This window comes from Cytobacillus sp. (genome assembly GCF_032154635.1).
In the GTDB taxonomy this organism is placed as follows: domain Bacteria; phylum Bacillota; class Bacilli; order Bacillales; family Cytobacillaceae; genus Cytobacillus.
The window spans coordinates 39,688-60,150 of record NZ_JALDXW010000009.1; the positions used below are offsets into that span (position 1 = coordinate 39,688).

18 protein-coding genes are annotated in these 20,463 nt (G+C 38.8%); 6 read left to right on the top strand and 12 right to left on the bottom strand.

Translation table 11 applies throughout. The features are described from left to right. Positions 1-220 precede the first annotated feature (220 nt). The 3 genes from motB to RUH74_RS08510 all read right to left on the bottom strand — a co-directional run bounded on the left by motB (position 221) and on the right by RUH74_RS08510 (position 2,229). Positions 221-1,009, bottom strand: coding sequence for a flagellar motor protein MotB (gene motB / locus RUH74_RS08500; RefSeq protein ID WP_313799860.1), 789 nt, complete (start codon positions 1,007-1,009; stop codon positions 221-223). Continuing rightward, the gene (motA, locus tag RUH74_RS08505) at positions 1,002-1,796 is read right to left on the bottom strand and encodes a flagellar motor stator protein MotA (RefSeq protein ID WP_313799861.1); all 795 of its coding nucleotides are present in this window, start codon (positions 1,794-1,796) and stop codon (positions 1,002-1,004) included. The genes motB and motA overlap by 8 nt, the downstream gene beginning before the upstream one ends. A 220-nt stretch (positions 1,797-2,016) precedes the next feature. Continuing rightward, the gene (locus RUH74_RS08510) at positions 2,017-2,229 is read right to left on the bottom strand and encodes a hypothetical protein (protein WP_313799862.1); all 213 of its coding nucleotides are present in this window, start codon (positions 2,227-2,229) and stop codon (positions 2,017-2,019) included. A gap of 196 nt (positions 2,230-2,425) precedes the next feature. Here RUH74_RS08510 and RUH74_RS08515 point away from each other — a divergent pair, with 196 nt between their 5' ends. After that, positions 2,426-2,599, top strand: coding sequence for a hypothetical protein (locus RUH74_RS08515; protein ID WP_313799863.1), 174 nt, complete (start codon positions 2,426-2,428; stop codon positions 2,597-2,599). 49 nt (positions 2,600-2,648) lie between these two features. Here the strand turns inward: RUH74_RS08515 and hutH are convergent, their stop codons facing one another. Both hutH and RUH74_RS08525 read right to left on the bottom strand, forming a co-directional pair. Continuing rightward, on the bottom strand, positions 2,649-4,142 hold the full coding sequence (hutH, locus tag RUH74_RS08520; protein WP_313799864.1) for a histidine ammonia-lyase: 1,494 nt from the start codon (positions 4,140-4,142) through the stop codon (positions 2,649-2,651). Positions 4,143-4,636: 494 nt separating this feature from the next. Continuing rightward, positions 4,637-6,826, bottom strand: a complete 2,190-nt coding sequence (locus RUH74_RS08525; protein ID WP_313799865.1) for a DNA topoisomerase III — start codon at positions 6,824-6,826, stop codon at positions 4,637-4,639. 179 nt (positions 6,827-7,005) lie between these two features. On the opposite strand from RUH74_RS08525, the gene RUH74_RS08530 reads away from it, so the two are divergent. The 3 genes from RUH74_RS08530 to RUH74_RS08540 all read left to right on the top strand — a co-directional run bounded on the left by RUH74_RS08530 (position 7,006) and on the right by RUH74_RS08540 (position 11,145). Further along, on the top strand, positions 7,006-8,319 hold the full coding sequence (locus RUH74_RS08530; protein WP_313799866.1) for a short-chain fatty acid transporter: 1,314 nt from the start codon (positions 7,006-7,008) through the stop codon (positions 8,317-8,319). 114 nt (positions 8,320-8,433) lie between these two features. Beyond that, positions 8,434-9,714 (top strand): MDR family MFS transporter, encoded by a 1,281-nt coding sequence (locus RUH74_RS08535; RefSeq protein ID WP_313799867.1) that lies wholly within the window; start codon positions 8,434-8,436, stop codon positions 9,712-9,714. Between the two features lie 198 nt (positions 9,715-9,912). Continuing rightward, positions 9,913-11,145, top strand: a complete 1,233-nt coding sequence (locus RUH74_RS08540) for an aminopeptidase (RefSeq protein WP_313799868.1) — start codon at positions 9,913-9,915, stop codon at positions 11,143-11,145. A gap of 43 nt (positions 11,146-11,188) precedes the next feature. Here the strand turns inward: RUH74_RS08540 and RUH74_RS08545 are convergent, their stop codons facing one another. The 3 genes from RUH74_RS08545 to RUH74_RS08555 all read right to left on the bottom strand — a co-directional run bounded on the left by RUH74_RS08545 (position 11,189) and on the right by RUH74_RS08555 (position 14,218). After that, the gene (locus RUH74_RS08545) at positions 11,189-12,343 is read right to left on the bottom strand and encodes a DUF4309 domain-containing protein (RefSeq protein ID WP_313799869.1); all 1,155 of its coding nucleotides are present in this window, start codon (positions 12,341-12,343) and stop codon (positions 11,189-11,191) included. Positions 12,344-12,476: 133 nt separating this feature from the next. Continuing rightward, positions 12,477-13,925: a sodium/pantothenate symporter gene (gene panF, locus RUH74_RS08550; RefSeq protein WP_313799870.1), complete on the bottom strand. Its 1,449-nt coding sequence runs from the start codon at positions 13,923-13,925 to the stop codon at positions 12,477-12,479. Next, positions 13,922-14,218 (bottom strand): YhdT family protein, encoded by a 297-nt coding sequence (locus tag RUH74_RS08555; protein ID WP_313799871.1) that lies wholly within the window; start codon positions 14,216-14,218, stop codon positions 13,922-13,924. Before RUH74_RS08555 ends, panF begins: the two co-directional genes overlap by 4 nt. A gap of 278 nt (positions 14,219-14,496) precedes the next feature. Between RUH74_RS08555 and mscL the strand changes: the two genes are divergently transcribed. Both mscL and RUH74_RS08565 read left to right on the top strand, forming a co-directional pair. After that, positions 14,497-14,874 carry a large conductance mechanosensitive channel protein MscL gene (gene mscL / locus RUH74_RS08560; RefSeq protein ID WP_313799872.1) on the top strand — a complete coding sequence of 126 codons (378 nt, stop codon included), beginning with the start codon at positions 14,497-14,499 and terminating at the stop codon, positions 14,872-14,874. A 72-nt stretch (positions 14,875-14,946) separates the two neighbouring features. After that, positions 14,947-15,585 carry a Bax inhibitor-1/YccA family protein gene (locus tag RUH74_RS08565; RefSeq protein ID WP_313799873.1) on the top strand — a complete coding sequence of 213 codons (639 nt, stop codon included), beginning with the start codon at positions 14,947-14,949 and terminating at the stop codon, positions 15,583-15,585. 66 nt (positions 15,586-15,651) lie between these two features. Here the strand turns inward: RUH74_RS08565 and RUH74_RS08570 are convergent, their stop codons facing one another. The 4 genes from RUH74_RS08570 to cls form a co-directional block, all read right to left on the bottom strand. Further along, entirely contained in the window at positions 15,652-15,951 is a 300-nt protein-coding gene (locus RUH74_RS08570; protein ID WP_313799874.1) for a hypothetical protein, read from the bottom strand. 103 nt (positions 15,952-16,054) lie between these two features. Next, positions 16,055-17,398, bottom strand: a complete 1,344-nt coding sequence (locus tag RUH74_RS08575; protein WP_313799875.1) for a TldD/PmbA family protein — start codon at positions 17,396-17,398, stop codon at positions 16,055-16,057. Position 17,399: 1 nt separating this feature from the next. Next, complete coding sequence (locus RUH74_RS08580; RefSeq protein ID WP_313799876.1) at positions 17,400-18,791, bottom strand: TldD/PmbA family protein; 1,392 nt, start codon at positions 18,789-18,791, stop codon at positions 17,400-17,402. Between the two features lie 103 nt (positions 18,792-18,894). Beyond that, positions 18,895-20,406 carry a cardiolipin synthase gene (gene cls, locus RUH74_RS08585; RefSeq protein WP_313799877.1) on the bottom strand — a complete coding sequence of 504 codons (1,512 nt, stop codon included), beginning with the start codon at positions 20,404-20,406 and terminating at the stop codon, positions 18,895-18,897. Positions 20,407-20,463 lie beyond the last annotated feature (57 nt).

Consider the following 20,463-nt stretch of genomic DNA (forward strand, 5'->3'; position numbering starts at 1 on the left):
GATACTTACATTGTAAAATCTTTTAGGAGGAAACCATATGGTTTATATTTGGATATTAAATTTTACCATTCCTATTGTTTCAATGATTGGTCTTGGAATTCTAATCGATCATATGTGTAAACCCGATAAAACCGTTAACCAGGAGGGAAATAAATAATTCATGCATTTTATTAGCTGCTGCCTATTAGCAGTTTTTTTCTTTTAAAGAAAAAAGCCAAACCTATTTAGGTTCAGCTTCAGTTCTTGGTAAAATTAAAATTTCTACCCTTCTATTTTTTGCTTTTCCTTCAATTGAATCATTTGAAGCGACAGGCTGGAATTCACCAAATCCTTTTGCACTGAACATTCTTGGATCAAGTTCATTATTTTTCAAAATAATTTTCATAAAATTAATAGCCCGCATCACACTTAATTCCCAGTTTGATTCAAATGGCGCATTCCCGATTGGAACATTATCTGTGTGCCCGCTTATGATAATATTTCTTGGCGGGTCCATAATTAGAAGTTCAGCAATTTCGTTGGCAATCTTTAAATCCTCTGGCCGGACATCTGCACTTCCTGGTGCAAATAACACATTATCTCTTATAGAAACCATTAGGCCTTCGCCTGTTAAAGATGTTTGCAGTTTCCCTGTTAACTGATTTTCTTCAATATATTTGTTTACCTTCTCTTGGACAGCTTCCAATTCCTTCTGATCTACCTTTTGAAGCAGCTTTTTATCAATTTGCAGACCATTTGGGTCGTCATTGTTTTTGTCCTTAGTCTCTTCATCCGCCTGCATTTGTCCCTCTGGCAATGGACTTGGGAACTCCATCATCCCAGTCCCCCCTGTAAGTGCACTGCTGAATGCTTTTGAAATCGCCTGAAACTTAACTGCATCGATTGAACTAGATGCAAAAAGTACAATAAATAAGGCTAGCAATAATGTTAGAAGATCAGAATAAGGAAGAAGCCAAGATTCATCCACATGCCCTTCGTCATGACCCTTTTTCTTTCTTCGTTTACTCATCCTTCTTCACACTGCTTTCTTCAAGAAATTTCTTTCTATCCCCAACAGGTAAATAAGAAGCTAATTTTTGCTCAATCACTCTTGGTGCTTCTCCTTCCAAGACAGATAATACGCCTTCAATCATCATTGATTTAAGCTTTACTTCTTGTTTTGATTTACGTTTTAACTTATTTGCGAATGGGTGCCAAAGCACATATCCAGTGAATATCCCTAGTAAAGTTGCAACGAAAGCCGCACTGATCGCATGCCCTAAAGCATCTGTGTCACTCATATCCTTCAATGCTGCTATCAAGCCTACTACTGCCCCTAATACCCCCAAGGTTGGAGCATAGGTTCCAGCCTGTGTAAAAATTAGTGCTCCAGCTGAATGTCTTTCTTCCATTGCCTCAATTTCTTCACTTAAAACGTCACGTATGTAATCGGCACTCTGTCCATCAACCGCTAATGACAAACCATTTTTTAGAAACGGGTCGTCTATTTCGCTCGTTTTTGCTTCAAGAGCAAGCAGCCCTTCTTTTCTTGCTAATTGTGCCCACTCAGAAATCATTTTGATTAGATCAATCGGATCCATTTGTTTTTTTTCCTTAAAAATGACGCCAAATAATTTGGGAACCCGTTTGATTTCACTAGTTGGGAATGCAATAATAACTGTTGCAGCTGTACCTGCCAGGATTATTAGGATAGCCGCTGGGTTAGCCAATGCATGCAGATCAACCCCTTTTAATACCATCCCTACCCCTACAGCAACGATTCCTAATATTAATCCAATTAACGATGTTTTATCCATATGCTCTCTCCTATTTCTATTAATCTATAAATGATATTTTTAATCAAAAATACATTGAAAATCCTCGATATAGTAAATGATTTCTTACTTCTTATTTCGACAATATTCTTATAAGCTTTAGGTGAAATTACATATTTAATTGATTTTCATTTTTTATGCATTAAATGGAGAGGTCAAATTAGAAAGCAGGGATGTTATCCCTGCTTCCGACTTTCATTCATTAAAACCAGCAGCATCTTCTTCTGCAGCAATGTCTATTACGGTCTTCTACACCAGCTACATTTCTTCTTCTGCAATGATGACCATGATTATTGTCATCTTCCGCACCCATAACGAACACTCTGTTTGCACGAATAATAACCTGATCAGCATTTATAACTCGTCTATTGCTATTATCATGGTGGTTATTATGGTGGCCCCAACTATTACACATAATATTCCCCCTCCTTCCATCTCAATTACTATAGAATATGTAATCAAAAATGAATCGAATGGACAAACTTACTATGAAGGGATATATTTCTTAAATTAACACTTTCACCTAGACCTTCTTTTAATGAAAATCACCCAAATTTAATCTACATAGGTTTCTCGAATAGGGGGAAGCTACTTGAAGATATAGGAAAGGGGTGTTTACTATCGCTCGCGGTGAACATTTTAATCATAAAAAGAAAAATCATCCAGGGAATTTCCCTGACATTGCCGAAACTGAAAAGCGTGCAGCTACAGAAGCACAGGAAGATGAAGAATTTCTTGTTGTTCAAGAAGCCTTTAAAAATCGTGTCGAGGAAGAGGAAGACTGATAATATTAGGGGAAAAAGCGGGTCTAATATATTTAGACCCGCTTTCATTCTATATTAAATCGATTTTTACACCCTTTAGCCATGCAGCGCATACTGAAATATCCTTTGAAAAGATACGATCCTTTGTAATAGAAGGAACAATCTTCCGTGCCTCTTCATAGAAGCGTTTTGTTTTATCTGCCATTTTCTCAATTCCTCTGTATTCTACTGCCTGGAGCGCACAAATTAGTTCGATCGCAAGGACATGATTCACATTCTGAACAATTTGATACGCATGTCTTGATCCAATTGTACCCATACTCACATGATCCTCTTGGTTAGCTGAGGAGGGAATTGAATCCACGCTTGCCGGATGGGCTAAGGTTTTGTTTTCAGATACAAGTGACGCCGCAGCATATTGCAGGATCATCGCCCCTGATTGAAGACCTGGTTCTGGGCTTAAAAATGGCGGCAAGTCACTTAGCTGTGGATTGACTAAACGTTCAATTCTTCGCTCAGAAATATTAGCGAGCTCTGCGACAGCAATCTTCATAAAGTCCATGGCAAAGGCAATCGGCTGCCCATGGAAGTTCCCACCTGAAATGACATGATCACCCTCATCAAAAATGAGCGGATTATCGGTTGCTGCATTTATTTCGATTTCTAGCTTTTCTTTTACATAATCAAGCGCCTGCCATGAAGCTCCATGCACTTGAGGAATACAACGAATGGAGTATGCATCCTGAACACGAATATCCCCTTGCTTAGTAATTAAAGCACTCCCAGATAAGTATTCTCGGATTCGCCTAGCCGTATCTACCTGCTGTTTATAGCCTCTTGCCATATGAATTTTCTCATCAAATGCATCAATAATGCCATTTAGGCCTTCCATCGTAACCGCAGCAATCAATTCACTTTGATAGGCAAGCTTCTCTGCCTCCAGATAGCCGACAACCCCCATCGCTGTCATTGCCTGTGTCCCATTAATTAATGCTAGTCCTTCTTTTGCTTCTAAAGTAAGAGGCTCCATTCCTTCTTCTGAAAGAACCTCATTAGATGATCTTCTTTCCCCTTTATAATAAACCTCTCCCTCACCTACTAGAACGAGTGCAAGGTGGGAAAGCGGTGCAAGATCCCCGCTAGCACCAAGTGACCCTTGCTGCGGAATCACTGGATGGATTTCTTTATTTACTAAATCAATCAGACGCTCAATAATAATAGGTCGTGCCCCTGAAAATCCCTTCAGTAACGCATTAGCCCGTAAGAGCACCATAGCACGTGACACAAGCTCGGGAAATGGCTCCCCTACTCCACAGGCATGAGAACGAATAAGATTAAGCTGAAGATCGTTCACATCATTCGGATCAATGAGGACATCGCTAAATTTTCCAAATCCCGTATTAATTCCATATACAACTCTTTCCTCATTTACGATTTTCTTAACTGCGTCATGACTCTTCCTAACCTTATCCATGCTTTCCTCAGATGCTGAAACCTTTTCATTATTGAATAAAACCTTTTTTACTTCCTCTAAAGTTAATGTGTTTCCAGATAAAATAACCATTTCCTTCCTCCTCAGTACATTAGTGAGATAAAGAAAAGGCTGTACTTCAAACAAGCGTTTGAAATACAGCCTTTTTGTATGAACAAGCTACTGATTGACAAGTCATAGCAATCATTCCAATCGAAAATTTTCCGAATATAATTAATTTTACGATCAGAACAGATTTATTGTCAATGAATATTTGTAAAATTTTAACAAGTTAGATTATTAGATCGTTAGCAGAGTAAAGTGTTTTTTTTAATAATGATGCAGACTAATACTTAGGGAATAGAGGTTAATTTCCGCTGCAGGTCGCTCAGCGTCCCGAAGGGTGGGCGGTTAGCCTACTCGGCGCATTTGCGCCTGTAGAGTCTCAGCTGTCCCACTTCTCCTTCTGGAGTCTCTCACCTTCCGCTTCAATTAACCAAAGTTTTTGGCAATCATTATTCATTTAAACAACTGGTTCAAAATAACAATCTTTTAGAAAAGTACCAACATTAAAGAGTAACGAACTCTTAATCAAATTTTAATCCCTTTAACGCCTCTGCTAATGCATTATTGATTGGTTCATCTTGTTTATTTTGTTCCTTTAAATACTTTTGTACAGTACGTTTATCTACTTTCCCCTTTGATTCCTTTTTACGGCGTGCCTCGAAAGCCGATAGTTTTTCACGATAGCCGCATTTACATGCGAATATTTGGCCTTCTCCTTCCCCTCGGAGCTCTAGCTTCTTCTTACATTGTGGGCAGCGTGCATTTGTTACGCGTGCGACATTTTTTCGATGTCCACATTCTCTATCCTGGCATACGAGCATCTTGCCTTTTTTTCCATTCACTTCAAGCATTGGTTTTCCACAGTCTGGGCAGCTCTTTGTGGAAATGTTGTCGTGCTTGTATTTTTTATTGCTTGCTTTGATTTCCGCTACAATCTCTTTCGTATATCGTTTCATCTCACCAATAAAGACTTCCTTTTTCAGCTTGCCCGCGGCGATTGCTTCGAGCTTCTGCTCCCACTCTGCTGTTAAACTAGGCGATTTTAGCTCTTCAGGCACTAAATCCAATAGCTGCTTTCCTTTTGAGGTAATATAAATATCTTTGCCCCTCTTTTCAATAAGGAATGAATTGAAAAGTTTATCAATAATGTCTGCCCTTGTGGCAACAGTTCCTAGACCACCAGTTGATTTTAACGTTTCTGCTAATTTTTTATCCTCTGTATTCATATACTTTGTTGGATTTTCCATTGCCGAAAGTAATGTTGCCTCATTAAAACGTGCAGGTGGCTTCGTTTGACCAGATGTTTGAGCAATTAGTTTTACGTTTAATGTGTCTCCTTTTTCTATGCGAGGCAAAAGTTGTTCTTTCAAATCATCTGCTGCATCATCATCTTCAAAGCGATTTTCATATACTTCCTTCCAGCCGAGTGATAAAATTGTTTTCCCTCTTGCAGCAAAGTACTCCTCACCAATTTTTGCACGAAGGGTTAATTGCTCATATTCAAAGGCAGGGAATAATACGGCTAAAAATCGTTTAACAACTAGCTCATAAATTTTGCGCTCTTTATCTGTAAATGCAGAGAAATTCACATAGCTTTCTGTTGGAATAATGGCATGGTGATCAGATACTTTGCTATCATCCACAAATGATTTTGACGCTTTTATCGGTTTGTTTAAAATCTTATTAGCTAATGAGCGAAATTCTCCGATTCCACATGCTTTTAAGCGTTCAGGAAGCGTTCCGACGATGTCTGAAGAAATATAACGTGAATCCGTTCGAGGATAGGTTAAAACTTTATGCTGTTCATACAGCTTTTGCATAATGTTTAACGTTTCCTTTGCCGAATAGCCAAAGATTTTATTTGCATCACGCTGCAGCTCTGTTAAATCATAAAGACCTGGAGCATAGGACTTCTTCTGCTTTTTCTCCATTTCTGTTACAATGGCATTTTTGCTGCCGAGTTTCTTCACGATTCCATCGATTTTCTCTTTATCAAAGCTGCGGCTGTTCCCTTTTGCATCCTGCCAAGTCAGCTTTAAATGATTGGTTGTTTGGGCTTCAAAGCCGTAATAGGTTTTTGCCTTAAAGTTTCTAATTTCTTCCTCTCGTGCAGCAATGATCGCTACAGTTGGTGTTTGTACACGGCCACAGTTTAACTGAGCATTAAACCTAGTAGTTAAGGCGCGTGTAGCATTTAAACCGATATACCAGTCTGCTTCTGAACGTGCAACTGCCGAAGCATATAAATTATCATACGCTTTACCAGGTTTTAAGTTGGCAAAGCCTGCTTTAATCGCCTTATCCGTAACAGATGAGATCCATAGCCGCTTCAGCGGTTTATTGACTTTTACTTTATCAATTATCCAGCGTGCAACTAACTCTCCCTCTCTTCCTGCGTCTGTTGCTACAATGATTTCATTGACATCTTTTCTGATCAGCTGACTTTTAACCGCTTGAAACTGTTTTCCAGTCTGCTTAATCACCGTCAACTTCAAACGCTCAGGCAGCATAGGCAGATCTTCTAAATTCCATGTTTTATATTTCACATCATAGCTCTCTGGATCTGCAAGTGTGACAAGATGGCCCAATGCCCAAGTTACAATATATTTATCTCCTTCAAGATACCCATTTCCTTTTTTATTACAATTCAGCACACGTGCAATATCTCGTGCAACTGAAGGTTTTTCTGCGATTACAACACTTTTTGCCATATTTAAAACATCCTTTCAAAATTGCCGTAAGTTAAATATAGCATACGTCCTTAGTGGAATCAGCAATTCTGAATTAGTCTAGTTTTTTGAATGATCAATATCCTCTCTTTATCTTTTTTGTCATAAAAAGCTCGTCTCCTTTCATAGCATGTACTAACTTAATGAAGGAGAGTGAAGAAATGTTAAACAGAATTGCAGACCGCTTTTCAAAGCTCGTAGAAAGATATCTTCCTGATGCGTTTGTTATTGCTGTTTTAATGACGCTTCTTGTTTTTGTCCTCGGTTTCTTTATGAGACCGTCTGAACCTGTCGAGCTTTTCAAATCATTTGGTGATGGGTTCTGGGTTTACCTTACTTTTACCATGCAAATGGTTCTATTATTAATGACTGGAATGGCATTAGCTTCTGTACCTATCGTTGAAAAAATGCTTGCCTTTATTGCAGCTAAGGCAAAAACAGCCAATCATGCATATGTCATAACCTTTCTTGTATCTTCTGCTGCCTATTATATTAACTGGGGACTAGCTGTTGTGGTTGGCGCCATAATTGCCCGGGAATTAGGCAAAAGGAATAAAAAAGCTCACTTCCCCCTCTTAGTTGCAGCTGCCTATACACCAACTGCACTTTATACAGCTGGCTTATCTAGTTCTATTGGGCTGACGGTTGCCACTAAAGGCCATTTCCTAGAAAATGTTATGGGTGTTGTTCCAACTTCCGAGACTATCTTTCATCCCGGAACAATGATCATCTTCCTCTCACTATTAATAACACTTCCTATCTTTATTGTTCTAATGGCTCCTAAAAAAGGCATCATTTCCTATTCATCTCAGTCTAAAAAAGCAGAAACTAAGAATCACAATGAAATAGAATCAACTCCTGCAGAACGATTAGAAAATACCTCTTTTTTAGGCATTATTACCGGATTAATCGGAATCGTTTATGTTGTTTATGAATGTATTAATGGAAGAGACCTGGATTTAAATATCATCAATATTCTTTTTTTATCACTTGGACTGATTCTCCATAAATCACTGGGACGATATGCAAAGGCTTTTAAAGATGCTGGGACAGCGATCTCTCCTATTATCCTTCAATTTCCTTTTTATGCAGGAATCATTGCCGTACTAGGCAACTCGGGACTTGCTGAAGCTATTATTAATGGCCTGGCTTCAATTGCAAGCAAAGATACATTTGATATTTTTACGTATTGGACAGCAGGTCTCGTTAACATTCTTGCCCCTTCTGGAGGAGGGCAATGGGCACTGCAAGGTCCGCTTCAAGTTCCAGCAGGCATCCAGCTCGGTGTTGATCCTGCGATTACTGCTATGGCAGTTGGCTGGGGGGACGCTTGGACTAACTTAATTCAGCCATTCTGGGCATTGCCAATACTGGCTGTAGTCGGTCTTCATATTCGTCATATTATGGGTTATTGCATTTTATTAAGTATTTGGGTAGGGGCCCTAACCACTGTTCTTATCTATTTTGTATACTAATTAATTTTCTATATTGAATGTTTCAACTCTCCGCTTTTTTCAAATATTTCTTGTTTTTTCCTCAAATTTGGTAGTATGATAGCGTTATTCTAAAATGGAAATAGAGGAAACAACATGAGAATTAAAGATTGGGATTCAAATTTAAAGGTTCGATTATTTGGGGAAGCCGCTTTAAATATTGCCTTTTGGATGTTCTTTCCGTTCTTAACTATTTATTTCGCAGGTGAATTTGGGAAAGACAAAGCTGGCTTAATGCTTATTTTTTCACAAGTATTTTCTGTAATAGCTAACTTAATGGGCGGTTATTTCGCCGATCGTTTTGGACGTAAAACGATGATGGTTCTGTCATCTTTCGGGCAGGGGATATGCTATCTTGTTTTCGCTCTAGCTAGTTCTCCATGGTTAAACTCCCCATGGATTGGGTTTATCTGCTTTGCGCTTGTCGGTGTTTTCAGCTCATTCTATTGGCCAGCAAGTCAAGCCATGGTTGCCGATGTAGTCGAAGAAAAGCATCGCAGTCATGTGTTCGCTATTTTCTATACGTCTATTAATATAGCTGTTGTTGTCGGTCCGATTTTAGGAGCGATTTTTTATACCGATTATCGCTATCAGCTGCTACTTGCTGCGGGGATTATCTGCATCGTTCTATCAGGGCTTCTTGCCAAAATGACGAGAGAAACCGTGCCGGAACATACTGGACTATCCCAAGAAAATAAGAAATGGCATACTGTTTTAATCGATCAAATAAGAGATTATGGAATAATTTTCCGGGACAAAACATTTCTGCTTTTTATTATAGCCGGTGTTCTAGCAGCACAAACATTTATGCAGCTCGACCTGCTGCTTCCCGTTTATATGAAAGAGTTTGTGCAAAATCAGACGTTGCTTCAATTTGGGGAGTGGTCATTCACGGTCCATGGGGAGCAAGCCTTTGGCATCTTGCTTTCTGAAAATGGCTTTTTAGTTGCATTGTTTACAGTAGTCGTTACGAAAATGATGACGAAGTATAGAGAGAGAAATGTGTTTGTTTTCTCTTCTTTAATCTACGCAGTAGCAATTTTTATGATTGGTCAAACGAATTGGATTTGGGGATTAATTTTTGCGATGGCACTCTTTACACTTGGTGAATTGATGGCCGCAGGCATTCAGCAAAGCTTTGTTTCTAAAATTGCTCCTGATCATATGAGAGGACAATATTTTGCAGCGGCAAGCCTTCGTTTTACGATCGGCAAAACCATTGCCCCCATTTCGATCCCATTAACTGTATGGATTGGCTATGACTGGACATTTGTTATATTAGCTGTACTTGCCTTATTAAGTGCATTCTTATATTGGGTTATGTTTGCGATGACTGAAAAGTCAAATCATCTGAAAGTAAAAAAGGAATCCGGATAAGGATTCCTTTTTTTAACAAGCATCATTATTGTGACCGATAAACTGAAAAATTAACCGGAAAACTCACAAAAGTGACCGGAATCATTAATAATCTAACCGGAATATGATAAAGCAGGAACTTTTGAATCATTCAAAGTTTCTTTTTTGCCATAAAAACGCTACAATGTTAATGAAGATTCTGAAAAAGGAGATTACATAATGAGTGACTTTCAAAAAAACTTAGAAAAATATGCTGAGCTGGCAGTAAAAGTTGGTGTAAATATTCAAAAAGGGCAGACTCTTGTCGTGAACACGACACTTGATGCAGCTGAATTCGTCCGACTTGTCGTAAAAAAAGCATATGAAGCTGGCGCACATAATGTAGTTGTTAACTGGAGCGATGATGTTGTTTCCCGTACAAAATACGAGCTTGCTCCTGACGAGGCTTTCAATGAATATCCAGAATGGCGTGCAAAGGAAGTTGAAGAGCTTGCAGAAAATGGTGCAGCATTCATGTCAGTCGTTTCAGCAAGCCCTGACTTATTTAAAGGAATTAACCCAGAGCGCATAGCTAACTTCCAAAAGGCAGCTGGGAAAGCATTGTCTAAATACAGAAAAATGATGATGTCTGACAAAGTCAGCTGGACTGTTATCGCAGCTCCTTCACCTGCATGGGCTGACAAGGTCTTCCCCGATGCACCTGCAGAGGAAAGAGTTCAATTGCTATGGGATGCTATCTTTAAAGCAACGCATACAGATGTTGAAAATCCAGTTCAAGCATGGAAAAACCATGATGAAACGCTTCACGAAAAAGTTAATTATTTAAACAATAAACGATATAAGAAACTTCACTATACTGCTCCAGGAACAGACTTAACAATCGAGCTTCCTGAAAAGCACCTATGGTGTGGTGCCGGAAGCATCAATGAAAAAGGTCATGAGTTCATGGCAAACATGCCAACCGAAGAAGTATTCACCGTTCCTTTAAGAACTGGTGTAAACGGAACGGTATCGAGCACAAAGCCTCTAAGCTACGGAGGCAATATCATTGATCGCTTTACACTCACGTTTGAAAATGGACGCATTGTCGATGTGAAAGCAGAAGAAGGCGAAGAAATCCTTAAGCAGCTTGTCGAAACAGACGAGGGCTCACATTATCTTGGAGAAGTGGCACTTGTCCCTTTCAACTCGCCCATTTCTCAATCCAATCTTCTTTTCTACAACACATTATTTGATGAAAATGCTTCTAACCACCTAGCGATCGGCAGTGCGTACGCATTCTGTTTAGAAGGCGGCAAGCAAATGTCCAGTGATGAACTGAAGGAACATGGATTAAATGATAGCTTAACACATGTCGACTTCATGATTGGTTCAGCTGAAATGGATATTGACGGCATTACTGCTGACGGCAAATCCGAGCCTGTCTTCCGTAATGGAGATTGGGCGTTTTAAAGGCACACTTAAATGATCATGCGGATTTCCTCCGCATGATCATTTATTTTTTTCGTAAAAACATCTGCTTTACCTTTCCTTCTTTATCGGTCAAAATTTCAATACTGTATTTATCTGCCAAATAAACAGCAAGTTTTCCTTCCCCTTTATCTATCTCTTGCTGAGGGGTTCCAAACAATTTTTTCACATTCGTTAACGTGGTTTTCAGCCGTTCACCGGGAATGGATACAGCATTGACGATACCTGTAGCCTCTTCAAAATAGTAGGTGATTTCGGGGTATGATACGTACGGAACATCAATTGCATCTCTTCCCTCATCTATATAATGCGGGTTGGACTTTTTTATATTTGAAATACTTGTTCCAATTGGATATGGGCTTCCTAAAGGAATTCCTTGCTTTGCTTTTTCTAGTACTTCACTAGTAAGTTCTATATTTAAAAACGGAAAAAAGTATTCACTTTTTTCGTTCCATAGCTTGTACCATTTCTCCCCTTCTTGTTCTTCCACCTGTGTCTCATCATGCTTATATAAAACCATTGCTTCTTTATCAAATCCCCATGTCGTAAATATCCAATCTTCCCCGCCAACTAAATGAGCTGTTTGAATAAACTTCTGATTAACTGCTTTCACTTTAGTACCAACAATCGGCAGTATGCTCTCACTTTGTTGAATTTCTTTTATTTCTCCTTTATCTATAAAATAGAAATTGGGGTGTGATTCTTTGTCTATCACTGCAATAACCGTATTTTTCCCTAAGTTTAATGGATATGCCTGAACAGCGGAGGAACTAAAAGTTAATTCTCCCTTTTGCTCCAACACTTCCTGTTTATACGCGACCGTTGAATCTTTTTCTGCCAAATACATAGAATAATGACCTGTGTACAATTGTTCCCCTTTATTGGCATTATCTGAAGGTGCCTCTTTTAATCGGCTTTGCTCATCATCTGCAAAAAGAAACACAGTGTATTCAAATTCATCAGCCACTGCTTCAAATTGGTAGAGTGCTTTTTCCTTCAGCCATACTGTTTCCATCTTTTCTTTTCCTTCTGTCATCACTGCTAATCTATTATCACTTGATTGTTGGGTGTTTTTTTTCATCTCATGATTTTCTATTTTAATTGTTGTGTCTAGTTTCTGTGAACAAGCTGCCATTCCGGCTAGCATCAATAAAGCTAATATATATATATAATTTTTCATTGAATTCTCCCTAGTATGTCAATCACTATGTTAAGAGTGTAACAAAAGAAAAAGGATTCTACAAATCTCCCAATTTTCAAAAATGAACTAAAAAAGAGTGCAAAATCAATATAGATTTCACACTCTTTCTTTATTAGGTTAATTGGCTTACTTGATTTGTTTCCTTTTTCCCAGACACTAAACTAACTGAAATAAACGCAATCAATGATAAAACAATCGGAAGGGTAACCGTATGCATACCGAGAGGATTTGGAAAGTAAAGGTGAATAATGATATAAGAACCCGTCCCAACAAGCATCGATGTTATTGCCCCAAATTTATTTCCTCTTTGCCAATAAAGCCCAAGGACAACTGGCCAAATGAATGCTGCCTCTAAACCGCCAAAGGAAAATAAATTTAGCCAAATAAGCAAATCTGGAGGACTAATTGCCATTAAAAAAACAAGGATTCCTAACACGGCCGTTACACCAAAGCTCATTTTTTTAATGGAACCTTCACTTGCATTTGGTCTTATATAATTAATATATACATCCTTTACAACGGTAGAACTTACAAGTAGCAGAAGAGAATCCACTGTTGACATGATGGCAGCCATCGGAGCTGCCAAGACCACACCAGCTAGCCATGGTGGCAATACTTTCAGAGCAATTAACGGCATAACCGAATCTCCAACTTCAATACCAGGCATAATCGGCCGGGCAAAAACACCTATTAAATGCATGCCGAGCATGATAGATCCTACAACAATTGTTCCGATAATAATTGCCCGATGCATCGCTTTCGAGTTTTTATAAGACATGGCACGGACCGTAACTTGCGGCAGTCCAACAACACCAACACCAACAAGAATCCAAAATGAGGAAACATAGAGCGGTGTCAGTCCTCCATCAAATCCATAAGGAGTAACTAATTTCGGATTCTCAGCTGCCAAATCGCTGATAATTTTTGGAATTCCGCCACCTGCAATGATAACAGCAATAAGAAGTATAAGTGTGCCAATGAACATGATTGCACCTTGAACAGCATCTGTTAAGGCGACCGCACGAAATCCGCCAATAACAACATAAACCATAACAGAAATGGCAAAAATAAATAAAGCAGACATATAGCTAATACCCGTCAGTGATTCAATAAGCCTTGCCCCGCCGACCCATTGGGCTGCCATTGCTGAAAATAAAAAGATAATAATACTAAAGGCTGACAGTATAACGACCCACTTGCTTTTATAACGTTCCTTTAAAAAGTCAATTAAGGTAACTGCCTGATATCTTCTTGCCATGATAGCAAATTTTTTCCCTAGGATCATGAGCACAAAATAGCCTGTGACGACTTGTGACATAGCCAGCAGCACCCATCCAAGCCCTTGTGTATACGCTACACCAGGACCGCCAATAAAGCTGCTCGCACTCCCATATGTCGCCATCATTGTCATCGCTAATATAAAGCCGCCAAGCTCTCTCCCTCCAAGAAAATATTCCTGAAGAAAAGAATTGGATGAGTTCATTTTTTTGCTTGCCCAAAAACCGATAATAAAAATAAAAACTAAAAAAATGATTAACGGGGTAACCACTTGCCCATTCATTTTGTCTCGGCCTCCCCTTCTGTTTCATCATCAAAAGAAACATCTTTAAAAAATAATTTAACCGCTAAAATAACAAGAATGGCCATAATGACAAATCCAACTACACAGCTATAAAAAAACCAAGCAGGCAAGCCGAAAATATATTGGTAGTTTTCGACAGACTCTGATCCAAGAGGACCATAAGCAAAGCCAAACCACCAGACAAAATTAAAAAGTACCAATCCAATCCCGATCCAAGCTTCCTTAACAGCAATTTTAAATCGAGGATCTTTCCGCTGTTTGTGTTTTTCCATTGTATCCTCCTAAAGTATTCTACTTTTAGTATTGTAAAGAAACCTCAAAATATTGCATAGCATAAAATATCAAAGAACAAATAACTGAATATTCATACTAATAATTACATGATACCCAAACATTCGCAACAATTTCTTTTACACTAGGTCAATATTCACACAGATGAATGTATTAAGGATTTTCCGATTTCTTGAAATTGAGACCTTTTAAACTAGCTTCCTCTGCTTACAAATAGTATAATAACGATAATTTTTTATATAGAAAGGTGCTTTCATCCATGTGGAATGAGTTTAAAAAGTTTGCTTTGAGAGGAAACGTTCTAGATCTTGCTGTTGGAGTCATCATCGGAGCTGCCTTTGGAAAAATTGTTTCCTCGCTCGTTGATGACATTATTATGCCGTTAGTAGGGGTTCTTATTGGAAGTGGGATTGACTTCTCAGACCTTGCTTTTCCAATAGGAAATGCGGAAGTAAAATACGGAGCTTTTATTCAAACAGTTGTTGACTTTCTTATTATTGCATTTTCTATTTTTGTCTTTATAAGAATAATTAATAAACGATTTAGACAAAAAGAAGAAGAAGTACAAGCTGCACCGAAAGTGGATAAGAAAGAGGAGCTATTAGCAGAAATAAGAGATTTATTAAAGGAAAAATAACTTTTTTGAAACCATTTTTAAGGATACCCGTATATTAACTATAGTTAAATTAATTTGAGGAGAAATGAAAATATGTATGCACAACAAACAACTAATCCATATTTGCCATCCGTTTTGAGAACGTTTGCGATTTCTTTAGGAATTGCCTTTGCTGGTACGATGGCAGGTGTTTTTGTTCCACCCGCTATGTTTTTGCCACTCATGATTCTTGAAATTGGGATGCTCATTTTTGCGTTTATTATCCGCCGCAAAAAAGCAATGTCTTATTCATTCCTGTTTGCATTTACATTTATTTCTGGTGTCACCACGTACCCAATTGTTTCGCACTACTTAGCGACTATAGGACCTAACCCAGTTTTACTTGCTCTTGCTACGACAACTACGGTATTTACTGGCCTTGCCATTTACGCATCGACGACAAAACGGGATTTATCTTTCCTAGGCGGAATGCTAATGGCCGCACTATTAGCGCTGATTGCCATTTCAATCTTCAGCCTATTTTGGCCGCTGAGCTCTACAGGAATGCTTGCATTCTCATTCATTGGTGTACTCGTATTCAGCGGATATGTACTGTATGATTTTAACCGCATGAAGCATTATGGGGTATCAGCTGAAGAAGTCCCTTTAATGGCACTTAATCTATATCTTGATTTTATAAACTTGTTCATTAATATTTTACGTATTTTCGGTATTCTTGGAAGCAGAGACTAAGCAGGAGAGTGACTCCTGCTTTTCTTATTGACGGTATTTACAAAAATAAAAAAAACGGGTAAAAAGTTAATCATACTCTTTTCCCCGTTTCTTCATCTTATGATACTTACCAATAAATTTAGACGGTTCTGCTTTAACTTGAAAGGAAAATAATCCCCTATTTGTATGAAGATAGAAAAAACCGAATTCAGAACTAGATGCTCTGTAGGAAATATCCCAGACTTCATCTAAGAGAAATTCATTTATGTGGGATATAATTTTATCTTCCGCTAGAAGCAATTGCTCTTCTCTCTCTTGAAAATATTGTTTATTCCAATCAATTGAACGAGACACAATCATATAAGGAAGGGCAGCGATTATCTTCACAAAGAACCTCCAAATGTCTTTTCTGATTCCATTGAAACATAAATCACACCTATAGAACAAACAAAAGAGGCATACCACTACAATGTGATATGCCATTTTCAGCCTATTCAACAGTTACAGCTAATTCTTTAATCAGCAATGATGGAGAGCCAATATTAGACATCGAGAATGCTAAATCGGAACCGATTGCCTCTATGTTTTTTAATAAATCAAAGAAGTTCCCCGCAATCGTCATTTGCTTCACTGTGCGTTCGATTTTTCCATTCTTTACTAAAAAGCCATTAGCTGCTAGAGAAAAGTCTCCTGATATCGTATCTGCACCAGAGTGCAAGCCTGCTAAATCAGTAATGAGGATTCCTTCATCAACCGATGCAGTTAGCTCCTCACGGCTCTTATTTGACGGTACCACATATAAATTTGTTGGAGACACAGTTAAGCTGCCTTTGTAAGAACCTTTATACGCATTTCCTGTAGATTCCACTCCCGCAATGCTAGCTGTTTTCCGATTATGAAGCAAAGTGACAAGCTTGCCATCCTTTACAACTGCTTTTTTCATTGTGGCAACACCCTCACTGTCAAAGCTTCTGCTTAATAGGCCGTCTTCTAGAAATGGATCATCTACCAATTGCAGTGCTCCAGCAGCAATTGATTCTCCTTCCATCCCTTTTAACTTTGATCTTCCTTTTTGCGCGTTCTCAGCTGAAAAAATTCCTGAGAATGTTTGGAATAGGTCTCCCGCAGCATCGTTACGTAATAATACAGGATAGTGTTTGCTTTCTGCCGTTTGTGCATTAAGCTTTGACAGGGCTTCCTCCACTGCATATGTGGCAATCTCCTTTGGGTCAAAGGAAGAAAAATCCTTAGTTGCCTTTACGTAAGCCCCTGTTTTCGTCTCATCACCCTGCTTAACTACAACAGTAATAAACATCCCAATATAATTCTGTCTCTCATTAAGAGAAAGCCCTTTATTATTAATAATGTAACGCTCTGATTCTTCACTTTCTAGAATAAAGTAATCCGTTCCACTAACTCTTTCATCATAAGCATATATATGCTTTTCTATTTCTTTAAGGAGTTCAATTTTTTCCGGAACGGTCACTTTAACAAGTTCAGTAGAGTAGAAGCTCCCTTCTTGATATTCCTCACTGCCTCTGAAAATCTCCTCTTGAACTTCTTCCTCAATCAATTGCGCATTTTCCTTCGCGCTTTCAACGAGATATAATAAGGAATCATCATCTAACTTCTCTGTATAAGCATAGCCCATTTTTCCATTGAAAAGCCCGCGGAATGATCCTCCGGCAATTTCAGAAGTCTCATAGGAGTCGATTTCCCCCTTAAACAGTCCACATTTAAATTTTTCCTTACGTTCAAAATAAAGCTCCATATCCGTAAAGCCTTGCTGTTCACCGATTTCGAAAAGCTTCTGCTGAAATGCTTGGATATTCATTCTACTCCCCCTCCTTACTTCCGCCCACTGTCATTTCACTGACTCGTATCATCGGCTGGCCAACATTGACAGGAATGCTTCCACTTAATGATCCACACATGCCTGCACCATGTGCTACATTATTTCCAACCATGTCTACAAGCTTGATTGTTTCTGGTCCATTCCCCACAAGTGTAGCACCTTTCAGCGGCTTTCCTATCTTTCCATCCTTAACGAGGTAAGCTTCCATTACAGCAAAGTTATAATCTCCCGTTGCAGGATTTACAGAACCTCCCCCCATATATTTTGCATAGATGCCATGGTCAGTATTACTGATAATTTCCTCAGGAGTCGATTTTCCTTCCGCAATGTACGTATTCGTCATTCTCGAAGTCGGGGCAAATCGGTAGGACTGTCGTCTTCCTGATCCTGTCGACTCCATTCCCATTCTGCGGCCGTTAAATTTATCGATTAAATACCCTTTCAAAATTCCATTTTCAATTAAGACATTTTTACGTGCCTTTTCTCCTTCATCATCGATGGTGATCGATCCCCACTCATTTGCAATCGTGCCATCATCAATGTATGTGACAACGTCTGAAGCTACTTTTTCACCCATTCGATTCGCAAAAACAGAATTATTCTTAGCAACAAATGTTGCTTCAAGTCCGTGGCCACACGCTTCATGAAATATAACTCCACCAAACTCATTATCTATAATGACAGGGAATTTTCCGCTCGGACAAGGATCGGCTCCAAGCATCGTTACCGCTATCCTTGAAGCTTCATTTGCATAATGCTCGAGGTTTAAGTTCTCAAAAAACTCAAATCCCTTATGAGCGCCCGGACCATAGACACCTGGCTGCATTTGTTTGCCATCAGAAGCGATTGATTGAATAACTAACCTGCTTCTAACTCTTTTATCCTCAATAAATTTGCCTTCACTATTCGCAATTAGAACATTTTGCTCTTCGTCTAAGTAACGTACAAGCACTTGCTGAATGCTAGAATGATAGTTTTTGGCAATCTCGTATGCCTTCTTCATTACATTCACTTTTCTTGTTTTCTCAGTTTCTCTTGGGTTTATTGCAATCGAATGGGCACAAGTTATTATTTCCTTTTTTAATGGCTCTGGACGAATGATTGTCTCTCCTGAAATCGCATGCGCTGCATTTCTTGCTGCCTTTAGCAACCCCTCTTTTGACCCATCAGTTGTGTAAGTGTACACACTTTGAAGCCCCTTAAATACACGAATGCCAATTCCGAAGTCTCTTCCCGATAGGCTATTTTCAATTTTTCCTCCTTGCAGATTCAGATTATTCGTATAGCGGTCCTCAAGAAACACTTCGGAAAAATCTCCCCCAGTTGCTAATGCCGCTGTGAGAACGTCTTCAATCACTGATTTTGCTAGCATTATGGGCCTCCTTATAATTGTATATTTTTTCTAACTATTCGAATTATACAGGTTAATTCCTTTTTTTACTAATAAAAACAGCTCCATCTTTTAATGGAGCTGTTTAAAGTACACCCGAGAAAAGTCGGGCAAAGGATTCCTTGGATCTTTCTGCAAATCCTCTTTTATAATATTGAACAGGACTAATCTTTTCACTATCCTCTATATCTTGTTCGTAATGAGCAACAAGATCGCGAATGGAGCTTGTCCCATATAAGAAGACGTTTACTTCAAAATTCAAATGAAAGCTGCGCATGTCCATATTCGCTGTCCCAAGTGACGCTAAATTCCCATCAATAATAATAATCTTTTGATGAAGAAATCCCTTTTTATAGGAATAGATCTCTGCACCTGTTCGGAGCAGTTCCGGAAAATAGGATCGGCTCGCATATTGAGTCAAAAAGCCATCATTTACTTCAGGCACCATGATTCTTACTTCTACTCCTTTGGCAGCTGCTATTCTTAAAGCTGTTCGGATGGGCTCATCCGGGATAAAATAGGGGGTGGCAATCCATATAGACTTTTCGGCACTAGCAATCATCGCAAAGTAAAAGTCACACATGAGGCCTTGCTGAGTATCAGGGCCGCTAGCCACAACTTGTACAGCTCCATCAAGAATAGAATCATCCATTATTGATTCCGTTTTAGAATACTTTTTTAAGACGCTGTCTCCACTGACATATTCCCAATCAAGCAAAAAAACAGTGTGAAGCGAATACACAGCTTCACCAGTTAACTTCATATGTGTGTCACGCCAAAATCCGATCTTATTGTTCTCTCCAAGATACTCAATTCCTACATTCAATCCGCCAACAAAGCCAATCTTCCCATCGACAATAATAATTTTCCTATGGTTGCGAAAGTTTAATTTTTGGTTAAAGAATCCGTATTTCAATGGGGAAAATATTTGTACCTTAATACCCGCCTGCTCCATCGACTGAATATCTTCAACTGCAATCTTACGGCTGCCAGCTGCATCGAAAATAAATAACACTTCGACACCTTGCATTGCCTTTTCTATAAGGATGCTAATAATTTCTCTTCCTAGCCGATCCGTTCGAAAAATATAGTACTCAATATGAATATATTGCTCAGCTTCTTTTAGCTTTTCTTTTATCTCAGAGAAAGTCTCCTCTCCATTCTTTAAGACATGCGATCGAGAGGCAGTGCTTATTGGAGTTGGTGATCGATGGTTTGCAAATTTTGCAAATGAATGCTGCCCATCTTGTAGAAAAGATAAATCTGGAGACTCATCCTGTTGAAGGAGCCTTTTCCATTCCTCTCTATCCTTCTTCCTCTTGCTTCGAAACAGATAACCTTTTAAATACAATTGTCCTGAAAACAGGTAGAACAAGTATCCTAGTACAGGAAAAAAAACAAGAACATATATCCATAGGAGTGTATGTTGCGGGGAACGGTTTTCCAGCATCAATGAGTAAATACTTACCATAATCGCTGCCATATATAGGAACGAAATCCATGCCTTTGCTGCCAGGCTTACATTGGATAATACAATCAGCCAAAGAGAAAAAGCTAAAATGATTGCAATAAAAAATTCAACCCGCCGTTTTTTCATTCTTTCTCCTCCATATATAAGAATTAGAGGCTAATGTATATATCATACCCGTAAAGA